Here is a 22,443-nt window from a genome sequence, read left to right as displayed (position 1 = left end):
GGGGACCCTCGACGACCGAACCGGCGGGACATAGCGCTCGCCCTCGCCCTTGATGAACTTCTCGACGTTCGCGTAGGCCTCGTCGTCGAAGTACTGGACCGGCGGGGACTTCATGAAGTAGCTCGACGCGGAGAGGACCGGGCCGCCGATGCCGCGGTCCTTGGCGATCTTCGCGGCGCGCAGGGCGTCGATGATGACACCCGCGGAGTTCGGGGAGTCCCAGACCTCCAGCTTGTACTCCAGGTTCAGCGGGACGTCGCCGAAGGCACGGCCTTCGAGGCGGACGTAGGCCCACTTGCGGTCGTCGAGCCACTGGACGTAGTCCGACGGGCCGATGTGGACGTTCCTCTCGCCCAGGTCGCGGTCCGGGATCTGCGAGGTGACGGCCTGCGTCTTCGAGATCTTCTTGGACTCGAGGCGGTCGCGCTCCAGCATGTTCTTGAAGTCCATGTTGCCGCCGACGTTGAGCTGCATCGTGCGCTCGAGGCGGACACCGCGGTCCTCGAACAGCTTCGCCATCACACGGTGCGTGATGGTGGCGCCGACCTGCGACTTGATGTCGTCGCCGACGATCGGGACACCGGCCTCGGTGAACTTGTCCGCCCACTCCTTGGTGCCGGCGATGAAGACCGGGAGGGCGTTGACGAAGGCGACCTTGGCGTCGATGGCGCACTGGGCGTAGAACTTCGCCGCGTCCTCGGAACCGACGGGCAGGTAGCAGATCAGGACGTCGACCTGCTTGTCCTTGAGGATCTGGACCACGTCGACCGGGGTCTCGTCGGACTCCTCGATCGTCATGCGGTAGTACTTGCCCAGGCCGTCGAGGGTGTGACCGCGCTGGACCGGGACGCCCTTGTTCGGGACGTCGCAGATCTTGATGGTGTTGTTCTCACTGGCACCGATCGCGTCGGAGAGGTCGAGGCCGACCTTCTTCGCGTCGACGTCGAAGGCGGCGACGAACTCGACGTCACCGACGTGGTACTCGCCGAACTGGACGTGCATCAGACCGGGCACCTTGGCCGCCGGATCGGCGTCCTTGTAGTACTCGACGCCCTGTACCAGCGAGGCGGCGCAGTTGCCCACGCCGACGATGGCTACGCGAACCGAACCCATTCCGGTTGCTCCCTGTGTGTGCGAGGTGAGGCCCTGACTGGACCTCATGTGGTGGTTTCGTCGGACGGATCCGGCCCGGGGGTGGCGCCCCCGAGCCGGGGCAGGCCGCCCGACTCCCCAGATGTGCTGTCCTGCTGAGCGGAGCCTCCGGAGGCGGGACCCTTCAGGTCCCGTCCGGCTCGCTCGCTCTCGATGAGCTCGTTCAGCCAGCGCACTTCGCGCTCCACGGACTCCATTCCGTGGCGCTGCAGCTCAAGCGTGTAGTCGTCGAGGCGCTCCCGGGTCCGCGCCAGGGAGGTGCGCATCTTGTCGAGACGCTCCTCCAGCCGGCTGCGGCGACCCTCCAGTACGCGCATGCGTACGTCGCGTGACGTCTGCCCGAAGAAGGCGAAACGAGCGGCGAAATGTTCGTCCTCGTACGCGTCGGGCCCCGTCTGCGAGAGCAGTTCCTCGAAGTGATCCTTACCTTCCGCCGTCAACCGGTAGACGATCTTGGCGCGACGCCCCGCGAGGGTTGCGGTAAGGGCGTCCTCGGGGGTGTTCCCCGTCTCCTCGATCAACCAGCCGTTGGCGACCAGCGTCTTGAGGCAGGGGTAGAGCGTCCCGTAGCTGAACGCACGGAACACTCCCAGTGACGTGTTGAGTCGTTTGCGCAGCTCATAGCCGTGCATCGGGGATTCGCGGAGCAGGCCGAGGATGGCGAACTCGAGGATGCCGGAGCGCCTGCTCATCGTCGCCTCCTTCCTGTCCGTGGTCCCACCGGGACGGTCTTTATGCCGAGCTGATGTATCGACTCGATACATCCAGACGATAGAACGGCCTTCCGGATGCGACAAGTGGGGAGATGGTGAGCGACGTCACATCACTGATTCGTTGGAACCAAGTTGCCTGATTTGGGGTGAACTTCGGGGCTAAGCAGGTTTTGACGGTGCGTAGTCTGTGCGGCATGCACACCACCGGGAACCAAGTGACGCGTGGGGGCGTCGTCGTCCCCGGTGCGGTACGGGTGAATGCAGAACCGACCACATCCGTACTTCGGGGGGACCGGAAACCAGCCGCCGTTTCCAGGCGCGCACGGATGCGCCTGCCCGAGGAGTAATCGTTCGATGAGCGAGCACCGTCGCAAACCGCCGCAGCCGCAGGGAGGCGGACGTGCCGCGGCCCGACGCGGCCAGTCCGGACCGACCTCCGGCCGCCGCGCGGCACCGCGAGGCGCCACCACCGGGTCTCCCTCCGACTCCTATGGGTCGAACCCCGCCGAGGGGGGTGAGGAGCGCCAGTACGGCAGCCGCGCCGAAGCACGTCGGGCTGCCCAGAGAGGCGGCGGCCGTCGCAGAGAACCCGCCGGCCAAGGTCCCGGCGGCCCGAACGGGCCCGGCCGGGGCAGAGGCCGCGCTCCCGCGCCCGGCAAGAGGCGGTTCATCGACTATCCGCGCTTCGACAAGTACGGATGGCGCCGCTGGATGCCCTCCTGGCGGCTTGTCTCCGGCCTCTGCGTGTTCTTCTTCGGCAGCCTGGTGGCCGCGGTCGGCGTCGGCTACGCGATGGTCGGCATCCCCAGCGAGAACGACGCGGCCAAGTCGCAGAACAACGTCTACTACTGGTCCAACGGCGACCAGATGGTCGCCACGGGCACCGGGGCGAACCGTCAGAACATCACCATCGCCCAGATCCCGCAGGCCATGCAGTGGTCGGTGATCTCGGCCGAGAACAAGAGCTTCTACACGGACTCGGGCGTCGACCCCATGGGCATCGCCCGGGCCCTGGCCAACATGGCCCGGGGCGGTGCGACGCAGGGCGGTTCGACGATCACCCAGCAGTTCGTCAAGAACACCTACCTGAACCAGGAACAGACGGTCACCCGTAAGTTCAAGGAGATGTTCATCTCCATAAAGGTGGGCACGCAGCTCAGCAAGGCGCAGGTCCTGCAGGGCTACCTGAACACCTCGTACTACGGCCGCGGCGCCTACGGCATACAGGCCGCCGCGCAGACCTACTACGGTGTGGACGCGGTCAAACTGACACCCAGTCAGTGTGCCTTCCTGGCCGCCTTGTTGAAGGGGCCGACGTACTACGACCCCATCGGCGCCACGAACATCGATCCCGCGGCGGATTCCAAGTCCAACACCGCCCGCTCCAAGGCTCGTTGGGGCTGGATCCTCGAGCAGATGCACAACGACAAGCACATCACGGACGCCGAGTACCAGACGGCCATCAAGAAGTACCCCATGCCCCAGGGGCTCAAGGCGACCAAGGGCATGACCGGCCAGATCAGCTACCTGGTGGACACGGCCAAGAAGTACGTCCTGAGCCACTCGAACATCTCGCAGACCGAGTTCGACCAGGGCGGCTACCAGATCTACACGACCTTCCAGAAGGACAAGGTCAACGAGCTGAGCGCGGCCGTGAAGAAGGTTCAGAAGGATCGCATCGACCCGAAGAAGCGCAGTCTGGACAAGTACGTCCAGTTCGGCGCGGCGTCGGTGGTGCCCAACGACGGAGCGATCGTCGCCCTCTATGGCGGCGACGGCTACGAGAACGGCCACTTCACCAACAACGCCGACACCTCGGGTGTCCCCGTGGGTTCGACCTGGAAGCCGTTCGTGCTCGCCGCGGCCATGGAGTACGGCACTTACAAGACTGACGGCGTCGGTATCTCGCCGCTGAGCAAGTACAACGGCGACGACCATCTGAAGGTCAGAAACCAGGACGGCACGAACGTCCTGAACAAGGACAACTCGATCTTCTACCAGAACAACGAGAGCAACTACCCCTGGGGCTACATCACGCTGCGCAAGGCGATGGAGCAGTCCATCAACACGCCGTACGTGCAGCTCGGTATGGACGTCGGGATGACGAAGGTGAAGGCCGTCGCCCAGTCGGCGGGCATTCTGAACGCCACCATGGCGAAGGATCTCAACGCCTCGTTCGCCATCGGTACGTCGACCCCCAGCGCGATCCGTATGGCCGACGCCTACGCGACGTTCGCCGCCTCGGGAAAGCAGGCGGACCCGTACTCGGTGACCTCCGTCAAGCAGGACGGACAGCCGGTGCCCGGCTTCACCAAGCCAGCCGTGAAGCAGGCGATGCCGGAGAACGTGGCGAACAACGTGACGGACACGCTGGAGAACGTCATCCAGAACGGTACGGCGAAGAGCGCGAAGGTTCTCGGTCGTGCGGCGGCCGGGAAGACCGGTACCACCGACAGCAACAAGTCGGCCTGGTTCGTCGGTTACACCCAGCAGCTCTCGACGTCGATCGCGATGTTCAGGGAGAACCCCAAGGACGCCGAACTGCTCTCCATGAACGGCACAGCAGGGGTGGCGTCCATCCATGGTGGTGACATTCCGACGTCGATCTGGACCGAGTACATGGAGTCCGCGCTGAAGGGGAAGTCCGACCCCGGCTTCCCGGACGCCACCAAGATCGACAAGGTGTCGAACGAGGACGGCGCTCCGACTCCCACTCCGACGCCCGTGGTGACGCCGAGTGAGACGCCCAGCGAGACGCCGAGTGAGACGCCCAGCGAGACGCCGAGCACGACACCTTCGGCCACCGAGTCCTGCCAGTTCAGCTGGCAGTGCAGCAACGGCGGTGGCACCGACGGAGGTGCGACGTCCACGCCGACGGACACGGCCACTGCTACGGAATCCAGTGGCACCAGTAGAGGCAGCGCCAACGGGGGCATCTTCGGAGGCGCAACCGGTTAGCCGCCATATCGCCTATGAAGGGTGTTTCACGTGAAACACCCTTCACTGGATGTTTCACGTGAAACGAGGGCTGCCGCATCCATGGGGTGCGGCGGCCCTCGGCGTACTCCTAGGTGCGTACGGCAGGATGTCCCCCATGCCCAGTGCAGAACTGACGCCCACGAGCGTGCACGAGCCGGATCCGGTACGGCCGACCAAGGACGACCAGGTCGCCGCCGCCGGTAGCGAACTGATCGGCGGCCCCATCGGCCGGCGTGCTCTCCTGGGGACGTCCTGGTGGACTCCCGTACGGGTCATCGCGCTGGTGGCGATCGGTATCTTCGCCCTCGGCCTGGTCCAGAAGGCGCCCTGCTACAACAGCGGTTGGTTCTTCGGGGCCAGCGCGCAGTACACGCACGCGTGCTACTCGGACATCCCGCATCTCTACCAGGGGCGCGGTTTCGCCGATGGGCTCGTGCCGTACTTCGACAAGCTGCCCGGCGACATGCAGTACCTCGAATACCCGGTGCTCACCGGTGTGTTCATGGAGGTGGCCGCCTGGCTCACACCGGGCAGCGGCAGCATCCAGCACCAGGAACAGTGGTACTGGATGGTCAACGCCGGAATGCTGATGGTGTGCGCGGCCGTCATCGTCGTATGCGTCAGCCGCACGCACGCCCGTCGGCCCTGGGACGGCTTGCTGGTAGCGCTGGCACCCGCCTTCGCGCTGACCGCCACCATCAACTGGGACCTGCTGGCGGTCGCTCTGACGGCCGCGGCGATGCTGATGTGGTCGCGGGGCCGTTCCCTCGCGTTCGGCGTCCTGTTGGGCCTTGCCACGGCCGCCAAGCTGTATCCCGTCTTCCTGCTCGGCCCGTTGTTCCTGCTGTGCTGGCGCGCGGGCAAGTGGCGTGACTTCGGGAAGGCGTTCGGAGGAACTGCCGTCGCCTGGCTGGCGGTCAACCTGCCGGTGATGCTCTTCGCCTTCGACGGCTGGTCGAAGTTCTACACGTTCAGCCAGGAACGGGGCGTCGACTTCGGGTCCTTCTGGTTGATCCTGGCCCAGAACTCCTCCGACCCGCTCAGCACCGACACCGTCAACACGTTCGCCACGCTGCTGATGCTGCTGTGCTGCGGAGGCATCGCGGCGCTCACGATGACCGCTCCGCGCCGGCCGCGCTTCGCCCAACTGGCCTTCCTGATCGTCGCCGCGTTCATCGTGACCAACAAGGTCTACTCGCCGCAGTACGTGCTGTGGCTGGTCCCCCTGGCGGTGCTGGCCCGGCCGAAGTGGCGGGACTTCCTGATCTGGCAGGCGTGCGAGGTGGCGTACTTCCTCGGGATCTGGCTGTACCTCGCCTACACGACCAGCGGAGACGCCCACAAGGGCCTGCCGACCGACGGCTACCACTGGGCCATCGGCCTGCACATCCTGGGCACGCTCTACCTGTGTGCTGTGATCGTGCGCGACATCCTCATGCCGGAGCGGGACGTGGTGCGCCTGGCGGGTGACGACGACCCCTCGGGCGGGGTGCTCGACAGGGCGGAGGACGTCTTCGTCCTCGGGGCCGGGGCCCGTCCCGGGCGGCACGCGGCCCACTTCGACGGACCGCAGGTGGAGTGGGGCAGCGACGGACCGGCAGACCGTTCGCTCTGAGCGAACAGGGCATGCAGAGGCCACGCGAAAGGCCGTACACGGAGGCTTCCGTGTACGGCCTTTCGGCTGTTCCGAAGGGGCTCAGCGATCCACGATGCGGTCGAACTGCGTGGTGGTGTGCCGCAGATGGGCCACCAGCTCCTCGCCCACCTTCGGCTCGGCAGCCTCCACCGGCACGAACAGGATCGACACCTGCATGTGCGGAGGCTCGGCGAACCAGCGCTGCTTGCCGTCCCAGACGAACGGAGAGAGGTTCCGGTTCACCGTGGCGAGGCCGGCGCGGGCGACGCCCTTGGCGCGCGGCATGACGCCGTGCAGCGCCTTGGGGGCCTCCAGGCCCACCCCGTGCGACGTACCGCCCGCCACGACCACCAGATAGCCGTCCGAGGCCGCCTTCTGCTGCCGGTAGCCGAAGCGGTCGCCCTTGGAGACCCGGGTGACGTCCAGGACCGCCCCGCGGTACTCGGTGGCCTCGTGGTCCCCGAGCCACAGCCGGGTGCCGATACGGGCCCGGAAGCGGGTCTGCGGGAACTGCTGCTGCAGCCGGGCCAGTTCCTCGGCCTTGAGGTGGCTGACGAACATCGTGTGCAACGGCAGCCGGGCGGCCCGCAGACGGTCCATCCAGCCGATGACCTCCTCGACGGCGTCCGAGCCGTCGGTGCGGTCCAGCGGGAGGTGGATGGCGAAGCCCTCCAGGCGCACGTTCTCTATGGCGGAGTGCAGCTGCGGCAGTTCCTGCTCGCTCACGCCGTGACGCTTCATCGAGGACATCACCTCGATGACCACACGGGCGCCCACGAGGCCGTACACGCCGTCGATGGACGACACCGAGCGGATGACCCGGTCCGGCAGCGGAACGGGCTCCTCGCCGCGGCGGTACGGCGTCAGCACCAGCAGGTCACCGCCGAACCAGTCCTTGATCCGGGCGGCCTCGTACGTCGTGCCGACGGCGAGGACGTCCGCGCCGAGCCGCGTCGCCTCCTCCGCCAGTCGCTCGTGCCCGAAGCCGTAGCCGTTGCCCTTGCAGACCGGGACGAGCCCGGGGAACTGCTCGGCAACGTGCTTGTGATGCGCCCGCCAGCGCGCGGTGTCGACGGAGAGCGTGAGCGCCATGGCCGGACCTGGAACCTTTCGGGTGGCTGCGGTGTATCAGAAGTATGGAAGCTGTCGACGTTATCGAAGCGGGGACCGTGAGGTCAGCGGCGCGACATGTAGATGTCGAGCGCCTTGTGGAGCAGCTTGTTGAGCGGGAAGTCCCACTCACCGAGGTACTCGGCGGCCTGCCCGCCGGTGCCCACCTTGAACTGGATCAGACCGAAGAGGTGGTCGGTCTCGTCCAGCGAGTCGGAGATGCCGCGCAGGTCGTAGACGGTGGCGCCGAGCGCGTAGGCGTCGCGCAGCATCCGCCACTGCATCGCGTTCGAGGGCCGGACCTCACGCCCGATGTTGTCGGAGGCGCCGTAGGAGTACCAGACGTGTCCGCCGACCACGAGCATCGTCGCCGCCGACAGGTTCACCCCGTCGTGCCGGGCGAAGTACAGCCGCATCCGGTTGGGGTCCTCGGTGTTGAGGGCCGTCCACATGCGCTGGAAGTACGACAGCGGGCGGGGCCGGAAGTGGTCGCGCAGCGCCGTGATCTCGTACAGCCGCTGCCATTCCTCGAGGTCGTGGTAACCGCCCTGGACGACCTCGACACCGGCCTTCTCGGCCTTCTTGATGTTGCGGCGCCACAGCTGGTTGAAGTTCTTGTGGACCTCTTCGAGGGAGCGGTTCGCCAGCGGCACCTGGTAGACGTAGCGCGGCTGGACGTCGCCGAAGCCGGCGCCGCCGTCCTCGCCCTGCTGCCAGCCCATACGGCGCAGCTTGTCGGCCACCTCGAAGGCGCGCGGTTCGATGAAGTCGGCCTCGATGTCCCGCAGTCGCTTCACGTCCGGGTTCTGGATGCCGGCCTTGATGGAGATGGCCTCCCAGCGCCGGATGATGACCGGCGGGCCCATCTTCACCGAGAAGGCGCCCTGGTGCTTCAGATGGGCCAGCATCGGCTGGATCCACTCGTCCAGATTCGGCGCGAACCAGTTGATGACCGGACCCTCGGGCAGATAAGCCAAGTAGCGCTTGATCTTGGGGAGTTGCCGGTAGAGCACCAGACCCGCGCCGACCAGCTCGCCGGTCCGCTCGTCGAACCAGCCGAGGCTCTCGGAGCGCCACTCCGCCTTCACATCAGCCCATGCCGGGACCTGCATGTGGCTCGCCGAGGGCAGGCTCTGGATGAATGCCAGATGCTGCTCACGGCTGATGGTCCTCAGGGTCAGGCTCATTCGGGGCGCTCCTCGGGCTGGTGTGTCCCCATGGGTACAGGGGCTCCGGCTCTCGCGCCGAAGCCTACTGCGCCTTGCGAGCGCCCCGACTGGGCGTATGCAACCTTCGCCTCGGCCTGTGGGCCGCCGAGGCGTTCCGTGGTGTTTTACGCGGTGTTCGGACTGCGGTGTCCGGAGTGTCAGTTGATGACGCCGCCGAACAGGCCGCCGTGCGCCATGCCGAGGAAGAATCCGACAGCCGCGGCACCGAGACCCAGGATCAGGCCGAAGCGCTCCCTCGTCGTCTCGGAGATCCACTGGCCGTACGCGCCGGTGAGGATCCCCACCAGTCCGGTCCATGAGCTGAGCAGATGCAGGCTGTGGAAGAACGAGGTGGTGAACGCCGTCAGCCCGAGCACCAGGGTCACCGCGAGCAGCGTGTCCTGGAGCGGATGGGGCTTGCCGTCTGTGGCGAGAAGAGAACCGGCGGTGTTGGGTCGCAATGCCTGTGCCATGTGGCACCTCCTGCGGAAGGCGGCGCATCGTCGCGCCGGACGCACCCGATGTGTACAGATTGACGCTCTCCGCCACCGGATTTCAACCGGAAGCCGGTGTGCGGGTACTCTGTACCCTCTGCACTGGTGTCTGCCCATGCCACGACTCGGAATCTCCTCAAGGGGCACCCGATGTCAGTGGCGGCTGTTTTACTGGCACACACTGTTGCTTACGCATCACAACCCTCCTGCCACGGATCGACCGTGGCCGCTGAGTCCAAAGGAGGTGGGTTCCACATGCGTCACTACGAAGTGATGGTCATCCTCGACCCCGATCTGGAGGAGCGCGCTGTCTCCCCCCTGATCGAGAACTTCCTCTCCGTCGTCCGTGAGGGCGATGGAAAGGTCGAGAAGGTCGACACCTGGGGCCGTCGTCGTCTCTCGTACGAGATCAAGAAGAAGCCCGAGGGCATCTACTCGGTCATCGACCTGCAGGCCGAGCCTGCGGTCGTCAAGGAGCTCGACCGCCAGATGAACCTGAACGAGTCGGTCCTCCGGACCAAGGTCCTCCGCCCCGAGACCCACTGAGCATCCTGCTCAGCTGATCTCGGGATTCGAGTAGCAGCACCAAGCAGCCAGCAGCAAACCCGCCGAGAGGTTCCCCCATGGCAGGCGAGACCGTCATCACGGTCGTCGGCAATCTTGTCGACGACCCCGAGCTGCGCTTCACCCCTTCCGGTGCGGCGGTCGCGAAGTTCCGTGTCGCGTCCACTCCCCGCACCTTCGACCGCCAGACGAACGAGTGGAAGGACGGCGAAAGCCTCTTCCTCACCTGCTCGGTCTGGCGTCAGGCGGCGGAGAACGTCGCCGAATCGCTCCAGCGAGGCATGCGCGTCATCGTGCAGGGCCGGCTGAAGCAGCGGTCCTACGAGGACCGTGAAGGCGTCAAGCGCACGGTCTACGAACTGGACGTCGAGGAAGTCGGCGCCAGCCTGCGCAGTGCCACGGCCAAGGTCACCAAGACCGCCGGTGGCGCTCGCGGTGGTCAGGGCGGCGGTTTCGGCGGCGGTGGCGGTGGTGGCGGCGGCCAGGGTGGCGGCAGCTGGGGTGGAAACTCCGGCGGCGGTCAGCCGGCCGGTGGCGCTCCCGCCGACGACCCGTGGGCCACCGGCGCTCCCGCCGGTGGCAACCAGAGTGCTGGCGGCGGTGGCGGCGGCTGGGGTGGAAACTCCGGCGGCGGCGCTGGCGGTGGCGGCGGCTACTCGGACGAGCCCCCCTTCTAGGCCCTCGGGCCGAGGGTGGGTCGTACCCACACTTCTTGATCACACAGGAGATACACCATGGCGAAGCCGCCTGTGCGCAAGCCGAAGAAGAAGGTCTGCGCATTCTGCAAGGACAAGGTCCAGTACGTGGACTACAAGGACACGAACATGCTGCGGAAGTTCATTTCCGACCGCGGCAAGATCCGTGCCCGCCGCGTGACCGGCAACTGCACGCAGCACCAGCGTGACGTCGCCACGGCTGTGAAGAACAGCCGTGAGATGGCGCTGCTGCCCTACACCTCCACCGCGCGATAAGGGAAGGGTGACCGACTAATGAAGATCATCCTCACCCACGAGGTCTCCGGCCTCGGTGCCGCGGGCGACGTCGTCGACGTCAAGGACGGTTACGCTCGCAACTACCTGATCCCGCGGAAGTTCGCTATCCGCTGGACCAAGGGTGGCGAGAAGGACGTCGAGCAGATCCGTCGTGCTCGCAAGATCCACGAGATCCAGACCATCGAGCAGGCCAACTCCGTGAAGGCCCAGCTCGAGGGCGTCAAGGTTCGTCTGGCCGTCCGCTCCGGCGACGCCGGTCGTCTCTTCGGTTCCGTCACCCCGGCCGACATCGCTTCCGCGATCAAGGCTTCCGGTGGCCCCGAGGTCGACAAGCGTCGTATCGAGCTGTCTGCCCCGATCAAGACCCTGGGCGCCCACGAGACGTCCGTGCGTCTGCACCCCGAGGTTGCCGCCAAGGTCAACATCGAGGTCATCGCAGCCTGATCGCTGCACTCGGCACAGCTGAGAGAGGGGCCGCACCCGGTGGGGTGCGGCCCCTCTGCTGTGCTCGGGACGGGATAAGACCCGCGTGGTGCGTTCGGGGCGGCGCTACGGCACTCATGTTTCACGTGAAACATGACGGTGCGCGGTGTTTCACGTGAAACGGTCAGCGGGTCGCGCCCGTGACGACCCAGCGCCCCGAGCGGGCGCGCAGCAGGAGCGTCAGCATCCGTACCGTCATCATCAGGGTCATCGCTCCCCAGAGTGCGGTCAGTCCGGCGCCGAGGGTCGGTACGAGCAGGGCCACTGGAGCGAAGACCGCCAGTGTCACCACCATCGCCCCTGCGAGATACGGCCCGTCTCCCGCGCCCATCAGTACTCCGTCCAGGACGAAGACGACACCGCAGATCGGCTGGGAGAGCGCCACCATGATCAAGGCGGGCAGGGCGGTGTCCTTGACGGTGGGGTCGCTGGTGAACAGGGGGAGGAAGAGCGGGCGGGACAGGATCACCAGGAGACCGAGCACCACTCCGATGGCGATCCCCCACTGCACCATGCGACGGCATGCGGCTCGGGCGCCCTGGGGATCGTCCGCGCCGAGATAGCGGCCGATGATCGCCTGGCCCGCGATCGCGATGGCGTCGAGTGCGAAGGCCAGCAGAGACCACAGGGACAGGATGATCTGGTGTGCGGCGATGTCTGCGTCCCCGAGACGGGCGGCGACGGCAGTGGCGATCAGGAGGATCGCTCTCAGGGAGAGCGTGCGCACGAGGAGAGGTGCGCCGGCCTGGGCCGAGGCTCGTATCCCTGAGGCGTCCGGACTGAGGGAGGCGCCGTGTCGGCGGGCTCCGCGGACCACCACGACGAGATACACGGCAGCCATGCCCCACTGGGCGATGACGGTGCCCCAGGCGGAGCCGGCGATGCCGAGGTCGGCGCCGTAGACGAGCCCTACGTTGAGGGCGCCGTTGGCGACGAAGCCTGAGATGGCGACGTACAGGGGTGTCTTGGTGTTCTGCAGTCCGCGCAGGACTCCAGTGGCGGCGAGGACGATCAGCATGGCCGGGATGCCGATGGAAGAGATCCGCAGATAGGTCGTCGCGAAGGGAGCAGCTGTGTCCGAGGCACCGAAGAGGTCGACGAGGGCGGGTGCCGAGGGGAGGACGACGGCTATGACGGTGGCGCCGATCAGCAGAGCGAGCCAGATGCCGTCCATGCCCTGGCGGATGGCGGCCTGGAGATCACCCGCGCCGACGCGTCGGGCGACGGCTGCCGTGGTGGCGTAGGCGAGGAAGACGAAGACACTCACGGCTGTCGTCAGGAGGGCGGATGCCACTCCGAGTCCGGCGAGTTGTGCCGTGCCGAGATGGCCGACGATCGCGCTGTCGGCCATGACGAAGAGGGGCTCGGCGACGAGTGCGCCGAAGGCCGGGACGGCCAGCATGACGATCTCTCGGTCGTGCTGTCGTCGGGTGGCCCTGGTGGCCGCGGGAGCCTGTGTCATGAGCACTAATCTAATCGTCCACAGGTAAGAGATGCAATTGCTTTGTGACCCTTACCTCTGATCTCACCTCGTGTCCTCTCGTGCACTGTTCGAAGCGATCTTGGTCCGATGTGGAAAGTTTTTCTTCTGCACAGCCGGTGGATGGGAAAGGTGCAGGTCAGATCGGTTACGGCGGAAGTGGCGAGGTCTTGTTCACAGGGCTGTCCACCGGGTCGTGCACAGGTTTTGGCAGGTTCTCCACAGCATCCGGGCCGTCGTCCACATGGCCTGTGGATAACCAGATTGGCTGACGGTGCCCACAGGCCTACGGTGGACCGGTACCCGCCCCGTCCGTCGGACTGAGAACCATCACAAAACCGACGCGCCCGTACCGGAGTTGGGCGCTTCATTTGTCAGTGCCGTGCCGTAGAAATAAGGGGCACGGCGAGGTCCGCTCGACGGACGGGAGGAGGTGGCTCGGTGAGTATTTCCGAGCCCTTGGACGACCCGTGGGCCGAGAGCGGTCCCAGTGATCGTCTGCCCGCTTCCCGACGGCGCGGTGACGGAGGCCGCGGCCGGGACGAGCAGCACGACCGCGGCAGGGAGGGCGGCGAGTGGGAGGGTGCGGGTTCGGCCTTCGAGCGCGTACCGCCGCAGGACCTCGATGCCGAGCAGTCCGTTCTCGGCGGCATGCTCCTGTCCAAGGACGCCATCGCCGACGTCGTCGAGGTCCTCAAGGGCCACGACTTCTACAAGCCCGCGCACGAGACGATTTACCAGGCGATCCTCGACGTCTACGCCAAGGGCGAGCCGGCCGACCCGATCACCATCGCCGCCGAACTCACCAAGCGTGGTGAGATCAACAAGGTCGGCGGCGCATCGTATCTGCACACGCTTGTCCAGACCGTTCCCACGGCGGCGAACGCGGAGTACTACGCGGAGATCGTCCACGAGCGGGCCGTCCTGCGCCGACTGGTCGAGGCCGGCACGCGCATCACCCAGATGGGATACGCAGCCGACGACGACGTCGACGAGATCGTCAACCGGGCCCAGGCCGAGATCTATGCGGTCACCGAGCAGCGGACCAGCGAGGACTACCTTCCGCTCGGCGACATCATGGAGGGCGCGCTCGACGAGATCGAGGCGATCGGCTCACGCAGCGGCGAGATGACGGGTGTGCCCACCGGGTTCACGGACCTCGACTCGCTCACCAACGGTCTGCACCCGGGCCAGATGATCGTCATCGCGGCCCGTCCCGCCATGGGTAAGTCCACCCTCGCGCTGGACTTCGCCCGAGCGGCATCGATCAAGCACAACCTGCCGAGCGTCATCTTCTCGCTCGAAATGGGGCGCAACGAGATCGCGATGCGTCTGCTGTCCGCCGAGGCCCGTGTCGCCCTGCACCACATGCGGTCCGGCACCATGACCGACGAGGACTGGACCCGGCTGGCGCGGCGGATGCCCGAGGTGTCGTCCGCACCGCTCTACATCGACGACTCCCCGAACCTGTCGATGATGGAGATCCGCGCGAAATGCCGTCGGCTCAAGCAGCGCAGCGACATCAAGCTGGTGATCATCGACTATCTGCAGCTGATGCAGGCCGGTGGCTCCAAGCGCTCCGAGAGCCGTCAGCAGGAGGTCTCGGACATGTCCCGTAACCTCAAGCTCCTGGCGAAGGAGCTGGAGGTCCCGGTGATCGCGCTCTCGCAGCTGAACCGTGGTCCCGAGCAGCGCACGGACAAGAAGCCGATGGTGTCCGACCTGCGTGAGTCCGGCTCCATCGAGCAGGACGCCGACATGGTCATCCTGCTGCACCGCGAGGACGCGTACGAGAAGGAGTCGCCGCGCGCGGGCGAGGCGGACATCATCGTGGGCAAGCACCGTAACGGCCCGACGGCGACGATCACCGTCGCCTTCCAGGGCCACTACTCGCGCTTCGTGGACATGGCCCAGACGTGACGTGAAGGCCCTGTGGGGTCTCAAATTTCGTGTCGGAATCTCACGGTCGATGTCGGATAGAAGTCGGATCCGACACCGAGCTGAGATTCGCAGGTCGCTGCCGTACCTCATTCAAGTGAAAGCGCTGCTGGTGTGCTCCCGTCGGCGTGTTGGGCGGGAGCATCGTGCTGCCAGGGGCAACTCCAACTCGGGAGTGGGGATGGAAGCGACGGTCAGCTTTCGTGACACCGGCTTCTCCCGGAAGGGTGCTGACCGCGCTCGCGCAGGAGTACGGCATGTCTCTGCGCAGCGGACCCGGGACTACAAACGCCGCGGAGTAGTCGAAGTCGAGAAGGACTGGCTGATGGAGCAGTACGTCGACTACCGCCGGACACTGGCTGACCTCGCCAGCGAGAAGGGCATGAGCACCACGAACATGACCCGATGGGCTCACACCCACGACATCCCCCTCCGTCCTAGAGGCGGTCGAGTCGCGTGTCGGGCGCTCAGCGCCTCGTCTCGTACCTGGTCAGGATCACGCCGCCGGGAAGTGTCCGCGTCTCCACCAGGTTCAGGTTCACCCAGCTGTCCAGCGTGGTGAAGAACGGCGTGCCGCCGCCCACCAGGACCGGCGCGGTGGCCAGCACGTACTCGTCGATCAGCCCGGCCCTCATGGCTGCCCCGGCGAGCGTCGCGCCTGCGATGTCCATCGGGCCGCCGTCCTCGTCCTTGAGCCGGGTGATCTCGGCGACCGCGTCACCGGTGACCAGGCGGGTGTTCCAGTCGACCTTGTCGATCGTCGAGGAGAACACCACCTTCGACATGTCCCGCCAGTTCCGCGCGAACTCGATCTGCGCCGGGGTGGCGTTGGGCTGCTGGTCGCCGGTCGGCCAGTGGGAGCTCATCGTCTGCCACAGCTTGCGCCCGTACAGCGACAGGTCGGTCGCCTGCAACTGGTCGGACCAAAACTGGAACAGCTCGTCACTCGGCACGCCCCAGCCGATGTCGTCGCCGGGCGCGGCGATGTAGCCGTCCAGGGACAGGTTCATGCCGTAGATCAATTTCCGCATGGCGCCAGCCTTCCGTGGGTCGGTCTCACGCGTACAGACCGGCGCGGCGCGGGAAACTCATCGGTGCGCGATCTGAGCTCGCATGTAGTCCTCGTGCTCGGTGGCTCAGCCGCAGACCCATCGTTCCGCCGAGGAAATGGCATCGATCTGAGACTGATCTTGGGTGACATCGCGGTGAGACAACAGAGAACCAGCAGGTCACAGAAGATCGACATGTCATCGGCGGTGAGACCCTACAGGCCCATCCGCTGCCGACACGCACGTCGGCGGCGCGGCACCGGCGGGCAAGATCCCGAGAAATGTGCTCGACGTACGGCCGTCCCGCCGGATGGACTGGGGGCATGACGACATCTCAGGACGACTTGCTTCCCGGCACCCGCCGGGCGCTGTTGCATCGGATCGCCGTGGCCCAGGCCGAGGGGCGGGCGCCGTCGTTGGTCGCGGCGGTCGTGCGGGGCGGGCGAGCGGTGTGGCACGGCGCGCGGACCTCGGTGGACGGGCACGGGCCGGACGAGAACGTGCAGTACAGGATCGGCTCGATCACCAAGACGTTCACCGCCGTCCTGGTCCTGCGGCTGCGCGACGAGGGCGTCCTCGACCTCGGTGACCCGCTGGAGAAGCATCTGCCCGGCACCGGCGCGGGGGAGGCCACCATCGCCCAACTGCTCGCGCACACAAGCGGGTTGGCGGCCGAGTCGCCCGCGCCCTGGTGGGAGCGGACGCCGGGTTCCCTGCGGCCGGAACTCCGCGATGTGCTGGGGGAGCAGCCTCTGCTGCATCCGGGCGGCCGCCGGTTCCACTATTCGAACCCCGGCTACGCGGTGTTGGGCGCGCTCGTCGAGGAGTTGCGGGGTGCCCCGTGGGAGGACGTACTCCGGCGGGAAGTGCACGAACCCCTGGGCCTCGACCGTACGAGTGCTCAGCCGCAGGCACCGCACGCGGGTGGCTGGGCGGTGCATCCCTGGGCCGACGCGCTGTTGCCGGAACCTGCGGAGGATCTGGGCCGTATGGCGTCGGCCGGTCAACTCTGGTCCACCACGGGCGACTTGGCGCGGTTCGCCGTCTTCCTGGCCAACGGGGACGACCGGGTTCTGAGCGCGGAGTCCGTGCGGGAGATGCGGGCTCCTGCGGCACCGGCCGAGGCAGTCGATGTTGTGGACGGCTCCGCTTACGGTCTCGGCCTGCAGGTTCAGCACCGCGATGGTCGACTGCTAGTCGGCCATTCCGGGTCACTGCCAGGATTCTTGGCGAACCTCACCATCAGCCTGGCGGACGACGTCTCGGCTGTCGTGCTGGCCAACTGCACCTCCGGCCCACTGCTGTCATCGGTGGGTGCCGATCTCATCCGTATCGTCGCCGAGGCCGAGCCGAGGATTCCCGAGCCATGGCGCCCGATGCCCGAAGTCGACGCCGCCGCACTGGAGTTGGCGGGGCAGTGGTACTGGGGTACGCACGGTTTCGCTCTGAGGCTGACGGCGGACGGCGGGGCCTCACTGGAGCCGCTGGCAGGCAGTGGCCGCCGTTCGCGTTTCCGAGCCAACGGCCACGGAACGTGGACCGGGCTGGAGGGTTACTACGCCGGAGAGCTCCTACGGCCCGCACGGCGCCCTGACGGGTCCGTGAGTCACCTGGACCTCGGATCGTTCGTCTTCACGCGTCAGCCGTACGACGAGAGCGCTTCTGTGCCGGGTGGGGTGGACCCGGAGGGGTGGCGGGGGCTCCGCTAGCCGCCGCAGTCGGGGAGGCGTCGTGTTTCACGTGAAACATGGCGCCTCCCGCTGTCGGCCGGACGCCTCGCTCTCTCCTCAGGGGAGAGTTCTCGTCAGCGAAGAGGTCTTTTCGGAGGCGAGGTCTTTCAGAGCGGGAGCTTGAAGCCCACATGCGAGGCGGTGAAGCCGAGTCGCTCGTAGAACCGGTGGGCGTCGGTGCGGGTGGCATCAGAGGTCAGCTGGACCAACTGGCAGTCCTGGCGGCGCGATTCGGCGATCGCCCACTCGATGAGCTGTGTGCCCAGGCCGCTGCCCCGCTCGTCCGCGTGGATGCGTACGGCCTCGATGATCGAGCGCGTGGCGCCCTTGCGGGACAGCCCCGGAATGACCGTGAGTTGGAGGGTGCCGACCACTCGGCCCTCGCGCACGGCGACGACCAGGTGCTGGTTCGGGTCGGCGGCCAGGCGGTCCAGTGCGGCCAGGTAGGGCGTCAGGTCGTCCGGTGACTCGCGTTGGGAACCCAGGGGGTCGTCGGCGAGCATGCCGACGATGGCGGGGACGTCCTCGGTGACCGCGGCTCGTATCTCAAGATCTCCCATGACCACACCTTAGGCAGACGGGTGCGGTGCGGGCCGGACCTACGCGGGCACGTTCATCGACTCCACGACCCGGACCAGTGGCGCCAGCTCGGGATTCGTGGCCGCTGCGTCGAGTGCCTCGCGCAGTGCGGTGTCGTTGGTCGGACGGGCCTCTTCGAGCAGCGTGAGGCCGGCCTCGGAGACGTTCGTGTAGATGCCCCGTCGATCGGTCGGGCACAGGTACCGCGCGAGCAGGCCGCGGTCCTCGAGCCGGGTGACCAGCCGAGTGGTGGCGCTCTGGCTGAGGACGACCGCGTCGGCGACCTGCCGCATCTGCAGATGGCCCCCGTCACCGTCGTGCTGCCGGCTGAGCACGTCGAGCAGCGAGTACTCGCGCATGCTCAGGTCGTGCTTGGCCTGCAGGGCGCGCTCTATGTGCGCCTCGATCCTCCCGTGCAGCAAGGAGAGGGCGCACCAGCCCTGGGCGAGGGCGGTGAGTGCGGGGTCCGTCGCTGTCATTGGCGTTTCCTCCGTCCCGGAGCGGCTGAGCCCAGGATAGAGCACAGATGAAATAGTCCGCGCTTGCATGTAGCCCGCGTCTGCAACTATTGTGAGCGCACGCAAAGCGCTCCTGCAACCTTCTGGGAAGGGTACCTCCACATGCCTCTCGCGCTTCTGGCCCTCGCGATCGGGGCCTTCGGAATCGGAACGACCGAGTTCGTGATCATGGGTTTGCTGCCCCAGGTCGCGGGTGACTTCGGGGTCTCCATCCCCACCGCGGGGCTGCTGGTCACCGGCTACGCGCTGGGTGTGGTGATCGGCGCACCGCTGATGACCGTGCTCGGCACCAAGGTCCCCCGCAAGCGGATGCTGATGCTGCTGATGGGCCTGTTCATCGTCGGCAACCTGCTCTCCGCCGTCGCCCCCAGCTTCTCCGTGATGCTGATCGGCCGTGTGGTCGCCTCGCTCGCCCATGGCGCCTTCTTCGGCATCGGCTCGGTCGTCGCGGCCGAGCTGGTCGCCCCGGACAAGAAGGCCGGAGCCATCGCGATGATGTTCACCGGGCTGACCGTCGCCAATGTCATCGGCGTCCCGCTGGGCACCCTCGTCGGGCAGTCCGTCGGCTGGCGCGTCACCTTCGCCGTCGTCGCGGGCCTCGGTGTGATCGGCCTGGCCGGCATCGCCAAGCTCGTGCCCGACCTGCCCAAGCCCGAGGGCGTACGACTGCGGCACGAACTGGCCGCCTTCAAGAACACCCAGGTCCTGCTCGCCATGGCGATGACCGTCCTCGGCTTCGGCGGCGTCTTCGCGGCCATCACCTACATCGCGCCGATGATGACCCACGTCGCCGGTTTCGCCGACGGCTCCGTCACCTGGCTGCTCGTCCTCTTCGGCCTCGGCATGGTCGGCGGCAACCTCGTCGGCGGCAAGTTCGCCGACCGCGCCCTGATGCCCATGCTGTACGTCTCGCTGGGCTCCCTGGCCGTCGTGCTCGCGCTCTTCACGGTCACCGCGCACAACAAGATCGCGGCAGCCGTCACCATCGCCCTCATCGGTGCCCTGGGCTTCGCCACGGTGCCGCCGCTGCAGAAGCGGGTCCTCGACCAGGCGCACGGTGCCCCGACGCTGGCCTCGGCCGTGAACATCGGCGCCTTCAACCTCGGCAACGCGCTGTCCGCCTGGCTCGGCGGCATCGTCATCGCGGCCGGCTTCGGCTACACCGCCCCGAACTGGGTCGGGGCCGTCCTCGCCGCGGCCGCCCTGGTCCTCGCGATCGTCTCGGCCGCTCTGGAGCGCCGCAGCAGCGCCCACGGCGGCGTCGTGGCGGGCGGCACACCGAGCGAGCAGCGGACCGCCGTCCACCACTGACCCCGTCCGGCCGGAGCGGGGAGACGCGGGGCCAGGGCCGTCCCCGTGCATCCCTGCCCGGCCTCGGCCATCCGACCAACACCAGAAACAGCAACACCCGCAAGGAGAAACCCTGATGAGCACCACCACCGCCGTAGCCCCGCTGACCATCCAGGATGCCGAAGCGCTCGTCGCCGAGGCCCGCCGAGCCGCGGAGGCCGCCGGGGTCACGGTGAGCATCACCGTGCTGGACGCCGGCGGTCATCTGCTCGCCTTCCGGCGGGACGACCAGGCTGTGCTGATCTCCGGGGAGACCAGCACCCGCAAGGCGTACACCGCGCTTCAGCTGAACGCGGCCACCGCCGACCTCGTGGATGCCGTCCAGCCCGGAGGCCTCTTCCACACCCTGCCCACCGCGCTCGACCGGCCGCTGCTGTTCATCGCGGGCGGCATCCCGGTGCACCGTGACGGCCGGCTGATCGGAGCGATCGGGGTCGGTGGCGGCGCGCCGACGCAGGACCACGGCTTCGCCCAGGCCGCCGTAGAGGCGCTTGTCTGACGTCTGTGGGCGATGGGACGCCGGTTCTCGATGAGGTCGGGAGCCGGCGTTCTCCGTGTCCGGAGGCTGTTAGCCGGCCGCGACCGTCAGTGGGGCGAAGCGTCGTGTCCAGTCGCCGGGCAGCTCCGGGATGCCGTACGTCATCACGGCGTTGAAGGCGGAGGAGACGAGTCCGCGTTCCTTCGCCCAGGACAGCAGGTCTTCGTGGCGTACGTCGATGTCGGTGCGCAGCGGGCGGTCGGTGCGGGCGGCGAGCGAGGCGAGGAGGGCCTTCGCCGTCTCCGTGTCCTGTGCGATCAGTGGGCCCACGACCTGGGTGTCCATGTTGGGCCAGGCGCCCGCGTAGCCGATGATCCGGCCGTTCTCCTCCGCGACCCTCAACTGGTCGGAGAAAGCGGGCAGTCGCGTGATGAGAGGCGTGCGATCGGTGCCGAACACCGCCTCGTCGAGGCGCAGGATGCCGGTGAGGTCCTCGGCCGTGGCCGCGCGGGTGGCGATCCGGGACTCAGGTCCGGCAGGTGTGAAGTGGCCGCGCAGTGTCTCGGCCCGGCCGGTCGCCTTGAAACCGAGTTCTTCGTAGAGCGGGCGGCCGTACGGGGTCGCGTACAGGGTCAGTGGTGTGGTGCCCATCGCTGAGACCAGGTGGCGCATCAGCCGGCGTCCCACGCCCTGACGGGAGTACCGCTCGGCGACCAGGAGCATGCCGACGGCAACCAGATCCGGGCGGTCCTGTGGGCCGTACTCCGTGACGACGCAGGCCGCGAGGAGGCCGCCCTCGGGAGCGTCGATGCCGTAGCCCTTCCCGGCGCTGAGGAGGAAGCCCCACTTGTGTTCCTCGCGTGGCCACCCCCGGTCCTCGGACAAGTCGGCGCAGGCGAGGCGATCGCGGAGCGTCAGCCGGCGGATGGGCAGAGCGGCGAGGGAAGGAGTCGGCACGCAGGTCAGGCTGTCTGACGGGCGTTGTCGGCGTCCACCTGTTTCCGGTGAGACGTACGTGCTTTTGGCCATGTCGTGATCAGCGGCACACCGCACCGACAGAAGCCGGATGTTTCACGTGAAACACCGGCGAACGGCGAGCATCCGGCAGGCTCGTGGAAGAGGCCACAGGTCCCCCCACTAACCTCGTGGCTCATGGCGAGACTTCATCTCTTCGACCTCGACGGCACTTTGATGCACGGAACCAGTGCGCCCCTGGAGATCTCCCGTCAACTCGGCCTGGAATCCGAGACGGTGGAGCTTGAGCAGGCGATCTCGGCCGGGCTGATCGGGCCGCCGGAGTATGCGACCCGTGTGTACACGCTGTGGGCGGAGCTCACCGAGGCGCATGTGGCGGCGGCCTTCGAAGGTGCCCCTTGGCTGGCGCGGATCCGTGAGGTCTGGGCCGAGATCAGGAGTGACGGCGAATACTGTGCCGTCGTATCGCTCTCGCCTTCCTTCTTTGTGGAACGGCTCACGGGCTGGGGCGCTCACGCGACGTACGGATCGCTTTTTCCCGCCGTGCCGTTCACCGCGCCGTCCATGGATCTGGCCGGAGTCCTCAGCTCTGCTGCCAAGGTGGTGATCGCGGATCGGCTGTGTGAGGAGTTCGGGGTGACGCGGGCGGACTGCGTCGCGTACGGCGACTCGATGTCGGACAAGGACCTGTTCGGAGCCGTGCCCGTCTCCGTCGCGGTCAACGCGGATCAGCATCTGTCGGGCCTCGCGACCCACTCCTATGAGGGGCGGGATCTGTGGGATGCCTACGAATTGGTGCGCGGCGCCCGGTAATTGAGGGAATCGATGGTTCGCCCCTCCCCCTGTTCGCGGGGGAGCGAGGCGCCACTTGTGTGCGGAACTCGGGCCGGTAGGGTCGACTCCGGTTCTTGTCCGGAGCTGGACGCCGCGTGAGAGTACTGCGGGCAATGTCACACTCTCGCCTTACTTGTCCGTACGCAGTGGGAATGTGGGTTGGATATGGCTGTATCGGCAG

At 67.1% G+C, this 22,443-nt stretch carries 21 protein-coding genes; 11 read left to right on the top strand and 10 right to left on the bottom strand.

The window, feature by feature from the left end; translation table 11 throughout:
- The coding region (locus ACFWP5_RS10940) for an inositol-3-phosphate synthase (RefSeq protein ID WP_384153586.1) at window positions 1-1,113 on the bottom strand (1,113 nt) is incomplete at its 3' end.
- Window positions 1,114-1,157: 44 nt separating this feature from the next.
- Window positions 1,158-1,844: a PadR family transcriptional regulator gene (locus ACFWP5_RS10935; protein WP_384153583.1), complete on the bottom strand. Its 687-nt coding sequence runs from the start codon at window positions 1,842-1,844 to the stop codon at window positions 1,158-1,160.
- 732 nt (window positions 1,845-2,576) lie between these two features.
- Between ACFWP5_RS10935 and ACFWP5_RS10930 the strand changes: the two genes are divergently transcribed.
- The gene (locus ACFWP5_RS10930) at window positions 2,577-4,823 is read left to right on the top strand and encodes a transglycosylase domain-containing protein (protein WP_384153604.1); all 2,247 of its coding nucleotides are present in this window, start codon (window positions 2,577-2,579) and stop codon (window positions 4,821-4,823) included.
- 136 nt (window positions 4,824-4,959) lie between these two features.
- Window positions 4,960-6,459 (top strand): glycosyltransferase family 87 protein, encoded by a 1,500-nt coding sequence (locus ACFWP5_RS10925; RefSeq protein WP_384153580.1) that lies wholly within the window; start codon window positions 4,960-4,962, stop codon window positions 6,457-6,459.
- An 81-nt stretch (window positions 6,460-6,540) separates the two neighbouring features.
- Here the strand turns inward: ACFWP5_RS10925 and ACFWP5_RS10920 are convergent, their stop codons facing one another.
- The 3 genes from ACFWP5_RS10920 to ACFWP5_RS10910 all read right to left on the bottom strand — a co-directional run bounded on the left by ACFWP5_RS10920 (window position 6,541) and on the right by ACFWP5_RS10910 (window position 9,271).
- The gene (locus tag ACFWP5_RS10920; RefSeq protein WP_359610740.1) at window positions 6,541-7,572 is read right to left on the bottom strand and encodes an alanine racemase; all 1,032 of its coding nucleotides are present in this window, start codon (window positions 7,570-7,572) and stop codon (window positions 6,541-6,543) included.
- Window positions 7,573-7,655: 83 nt separating this feature from the next.
- On the bottom strand, window positions 7,656-8,777 hold the full coding sequence (gene femX, locus ACFWP5_RS10915; protein WP_384153576.1) for a peptidoglycan bridge formation glycyltransferase FemX: 1,122 nt from the start codon (window positions 8,775-8,777) through the stop codon (window positions 7,656-7,658).
- 179 nt (window positions 8,778-8,956) lie between these two features.
- A complete protein-coding gene (locus ACFWP5_RS10910; protein ID WP_384153573.1) occupies window positions 8,957-9,271 on the bottom strand; it encodes a hypothetical protein in 315 nt (104 codons plus the stop codon).
- A 276-nt stretch (window positions 9,272-9,547) separates the two neighbouring features.
- Here ACFWP5_RS10910 and rpsF point away from each other — a divergent pair, with 276 nt between their 5' ends.
- The 4 genes from rpsF to rplI all read left to right on the top strand — a co-directional run bounded on the left by rpsF (window position 9,548) and on the right by rplI (window position 11,292).
- Entirely contained in the window at window positions 9,548-9,838 is a 291-nt protein-coding gene (gene rpsF / locus ACFWP5_RS10905; protein ID WP_104787430.1) for a 30S ribosomal protein S6, read from the top strand.
- 77 nt (window positions 9,839-9,915) lie between these two features.
- Window positions 9,916-10,533 (top strand): single-stranded DNA-binding protein, encoded by a 618-nt coding sequence (locus tag ACFWP5_RS10900; protein ID WP_384153570.1) that lies wholly within the window; start codon window positions 9,916-9,918, stop codon window positions 10,531-10,533.
- A 57-nt stretch (window positions 10,534-10,590) separates the two neighbouring features.
- The gene (rpsR, locus tag ACFWP5_RS10895; protein WP_006381652.1) at window positions 10,591-10,827 is read left to right on the top strand and encodes a 30S ribosomal protein S18; all 237 of its coding nucleotides are present in this window, start codon (window positions 10,591-10,593) and stop codon (window positions 10,825-10,827) included.
- A gap of 18 nt (window positions 10,828-10,845) precedes the next feature.
- The gene (rplI, locus tag ACFWP5_RS10890) at window positions 10,846-11,292 is read left to right on the top strand and encodes a 50S ribosomal protein L9 (protein ID WP_019073380.1); all 447 of its coding nucleotides are present in this window, start codon (window positions 10,846-10,848) and stop codon (window positions 11,290-11,292) included.
- A 163-nt stretch (window positions 11,293-11,455) separates the two neighbouring features.
- Here rplI and ACFWP5_RS10885 read toward each other — a convergent pair whose 3' ends face one another.
- Window positions 11,456-12,793 (bottom strand): MATE family efflux transporter, encoded by a 1,338-nt coding sequence (locus tag ACFWP5_RS10885; RefSeq protein WP_384153566.1) that lies wholly within the window; start codon window positions 12,791-12,793, stop codon window positions 11,456-11,458.
- Between the two features lie 459 nt (window positions 12,794-13,252).
- Between ACFWP5_RS10885 and dnaB the strand changes: the two genes are divergently transcribed.
- Complete coding sequence (dnaB, locus tag ACFWP5_RS10880; protein WP_384153563.1) at window positions 13,253-14,731, top strand: replicative DNA helicase; 1,479 nt, start codon at window positions 13,253-13,255, stop codon at window positions 14,729-14,731.
- Between the two features lie 485 nt (window positions 14,732-15,216).
- On the opposite strand, the gene ACFWP5_RS10875 is transcribed toward dnaB, so the two are convergent.
- Window positions 15,217-15,780 carry a dihydrofolate reductase family protein gene (locus ACFWP5_RS10875; RefSeq protein ID WP_384153560.1) on the bottom strand — a complete coding sequence of 188 codons (564 nt, stop codon included), beginning with the start codon at window positions 15,778-15,780 and terminating at the stop codon, window positions 15,217-15,219.
- Between the two features lie 341 nt (window positions 15,781-16,121).
- On the opposite strand from ACFWP5_RS10875, the gene ACFWP5_RS10870 reads away from it, so the two are divergent.
- Window positions 16,122-17,507 (top strand): serine hydrolase domain-containing protein, encoded by a 1,386-nt coding sequence (locus ACFWP5_RS10870; RefSeq protein ID WP_384153557.1) that lies wholly within the window; start codon window positions 16,122-16,124, stop codon window positions 17,505-17,507.
- A 128-nt stretch (window positions 17,508-17,635) separates the two neighbouring features.
- On the opposite strand, the gene ACFWP5_RS10865 is transcribed toward ACFWP5_RS10870, so the two are convergent.
- Both ACFWP5_RS10865 and ACFWP5_RS10860 read right to left on the bottom strand, forming a co-directional pair.
- On the bottom strand, window positions 17,636-18,088 hold the full coding sequence (locus ACFWP5_RS10865; protein ID WP_384153554.1) for a GNAT family N-acetyltransferase: 453 nt from the start codon (window positions 18,086-18,088) through the stop codon (window positions 17,636-17,638).
- A 39-nt stretch (window positions 18,089-18,127) separates the two neighbouring features.
- Window positions 18,128-18,586 (bottom strand): MarR family transcriptional regulator, encoded by a 459-nt coding sequence (locus tag ACFWP5_RS10860; protein ID WP_366494815.1) that lies wholly within the window; start codon window positions 18,584-18,586, stop codon window positions 18,128-18,130.
- A gap of 141 nt (window positions 18,587-18,727) precedes the next feature.
- Here ACFWP5_RS10860 and ACFWP5_RS10855 point away from each other — a divergent pair, with 141 nt between their 5' ends.
- Together ACFWP5_RS10855 and ACFWP5_RS10850 are read left to right on the top strand one after the other, a co-directional pair.
- A complete protein-coding gene (locus ACFWP5_RS10855; protein ID WP_384153552.1) occupies window positions 18,728-19,936 on the top strand; it encodes an MFS transporter in 1,209 nt (402 codons plus the stop codon).
- Window positions 19,937-20,051: 115 nt separating this feature from the next.
- A complete protein-coding gene (locus tag ACFWP5_RS10850) occupies window positions 20,052-20,474 on the top strand; it encodes a heme-binding protein (protein ID WP_384153548.1) in 423 nt (140 codons plus the stop codon).
- A 69-nt stretch (window positions 20,475-20,543) separates the two neighbouring features.
- Here the strand turns inward: ACFWP5_RS10850 and ACFWP5_RS10845 are convergent, their stop codons facing one another.
- Window positions 20,544-21,410 carry a GNAT family N-acetyltransferase gene (locus ACFWP5_RS10845; protein ID WP_384153545.1) on the bottom strand — a complete coding sequence of 289 codons (867 nt, stop codon included), beginning with the start codon at window positions 21,408-21,410 and terminating at the stop codon, window positions 20,544-20,546.
- Window positions 21,411-21,605: 195 nt separating this feature from the next.
- On the opposite strand from ACFWP5_RS10845, the gene ACFWP5_RS10840 reads away from it, so the two are divergent.
- Window positions 21,606-22,241, top strand: coding sequence for an HAD family hydrolase (locus tag ACFWP5_RS10840; protein ID WP_384153542.1), 636 nt, complete (start codon window positions 21,606-21,608; stop codon window positions 22,239-22,241).
- Window positions 22,242-22,443: the final 202 nt, after the last annotated feature.

This window comes from Streptomyces sp. NPDC058469 (genome assembly GCF_042721125.1).
Taxonomy (GTDB): Bacteria; Actinomycetota; Actinomycetes; order Streptomycetales; family Streptomycetaceae; genus Streptomyces.
The sequence above is the reverse complement of the archived record's forward strand: the minus strand, read 5'-3'. Positions and strand labels throughout refer to the sequence as shown.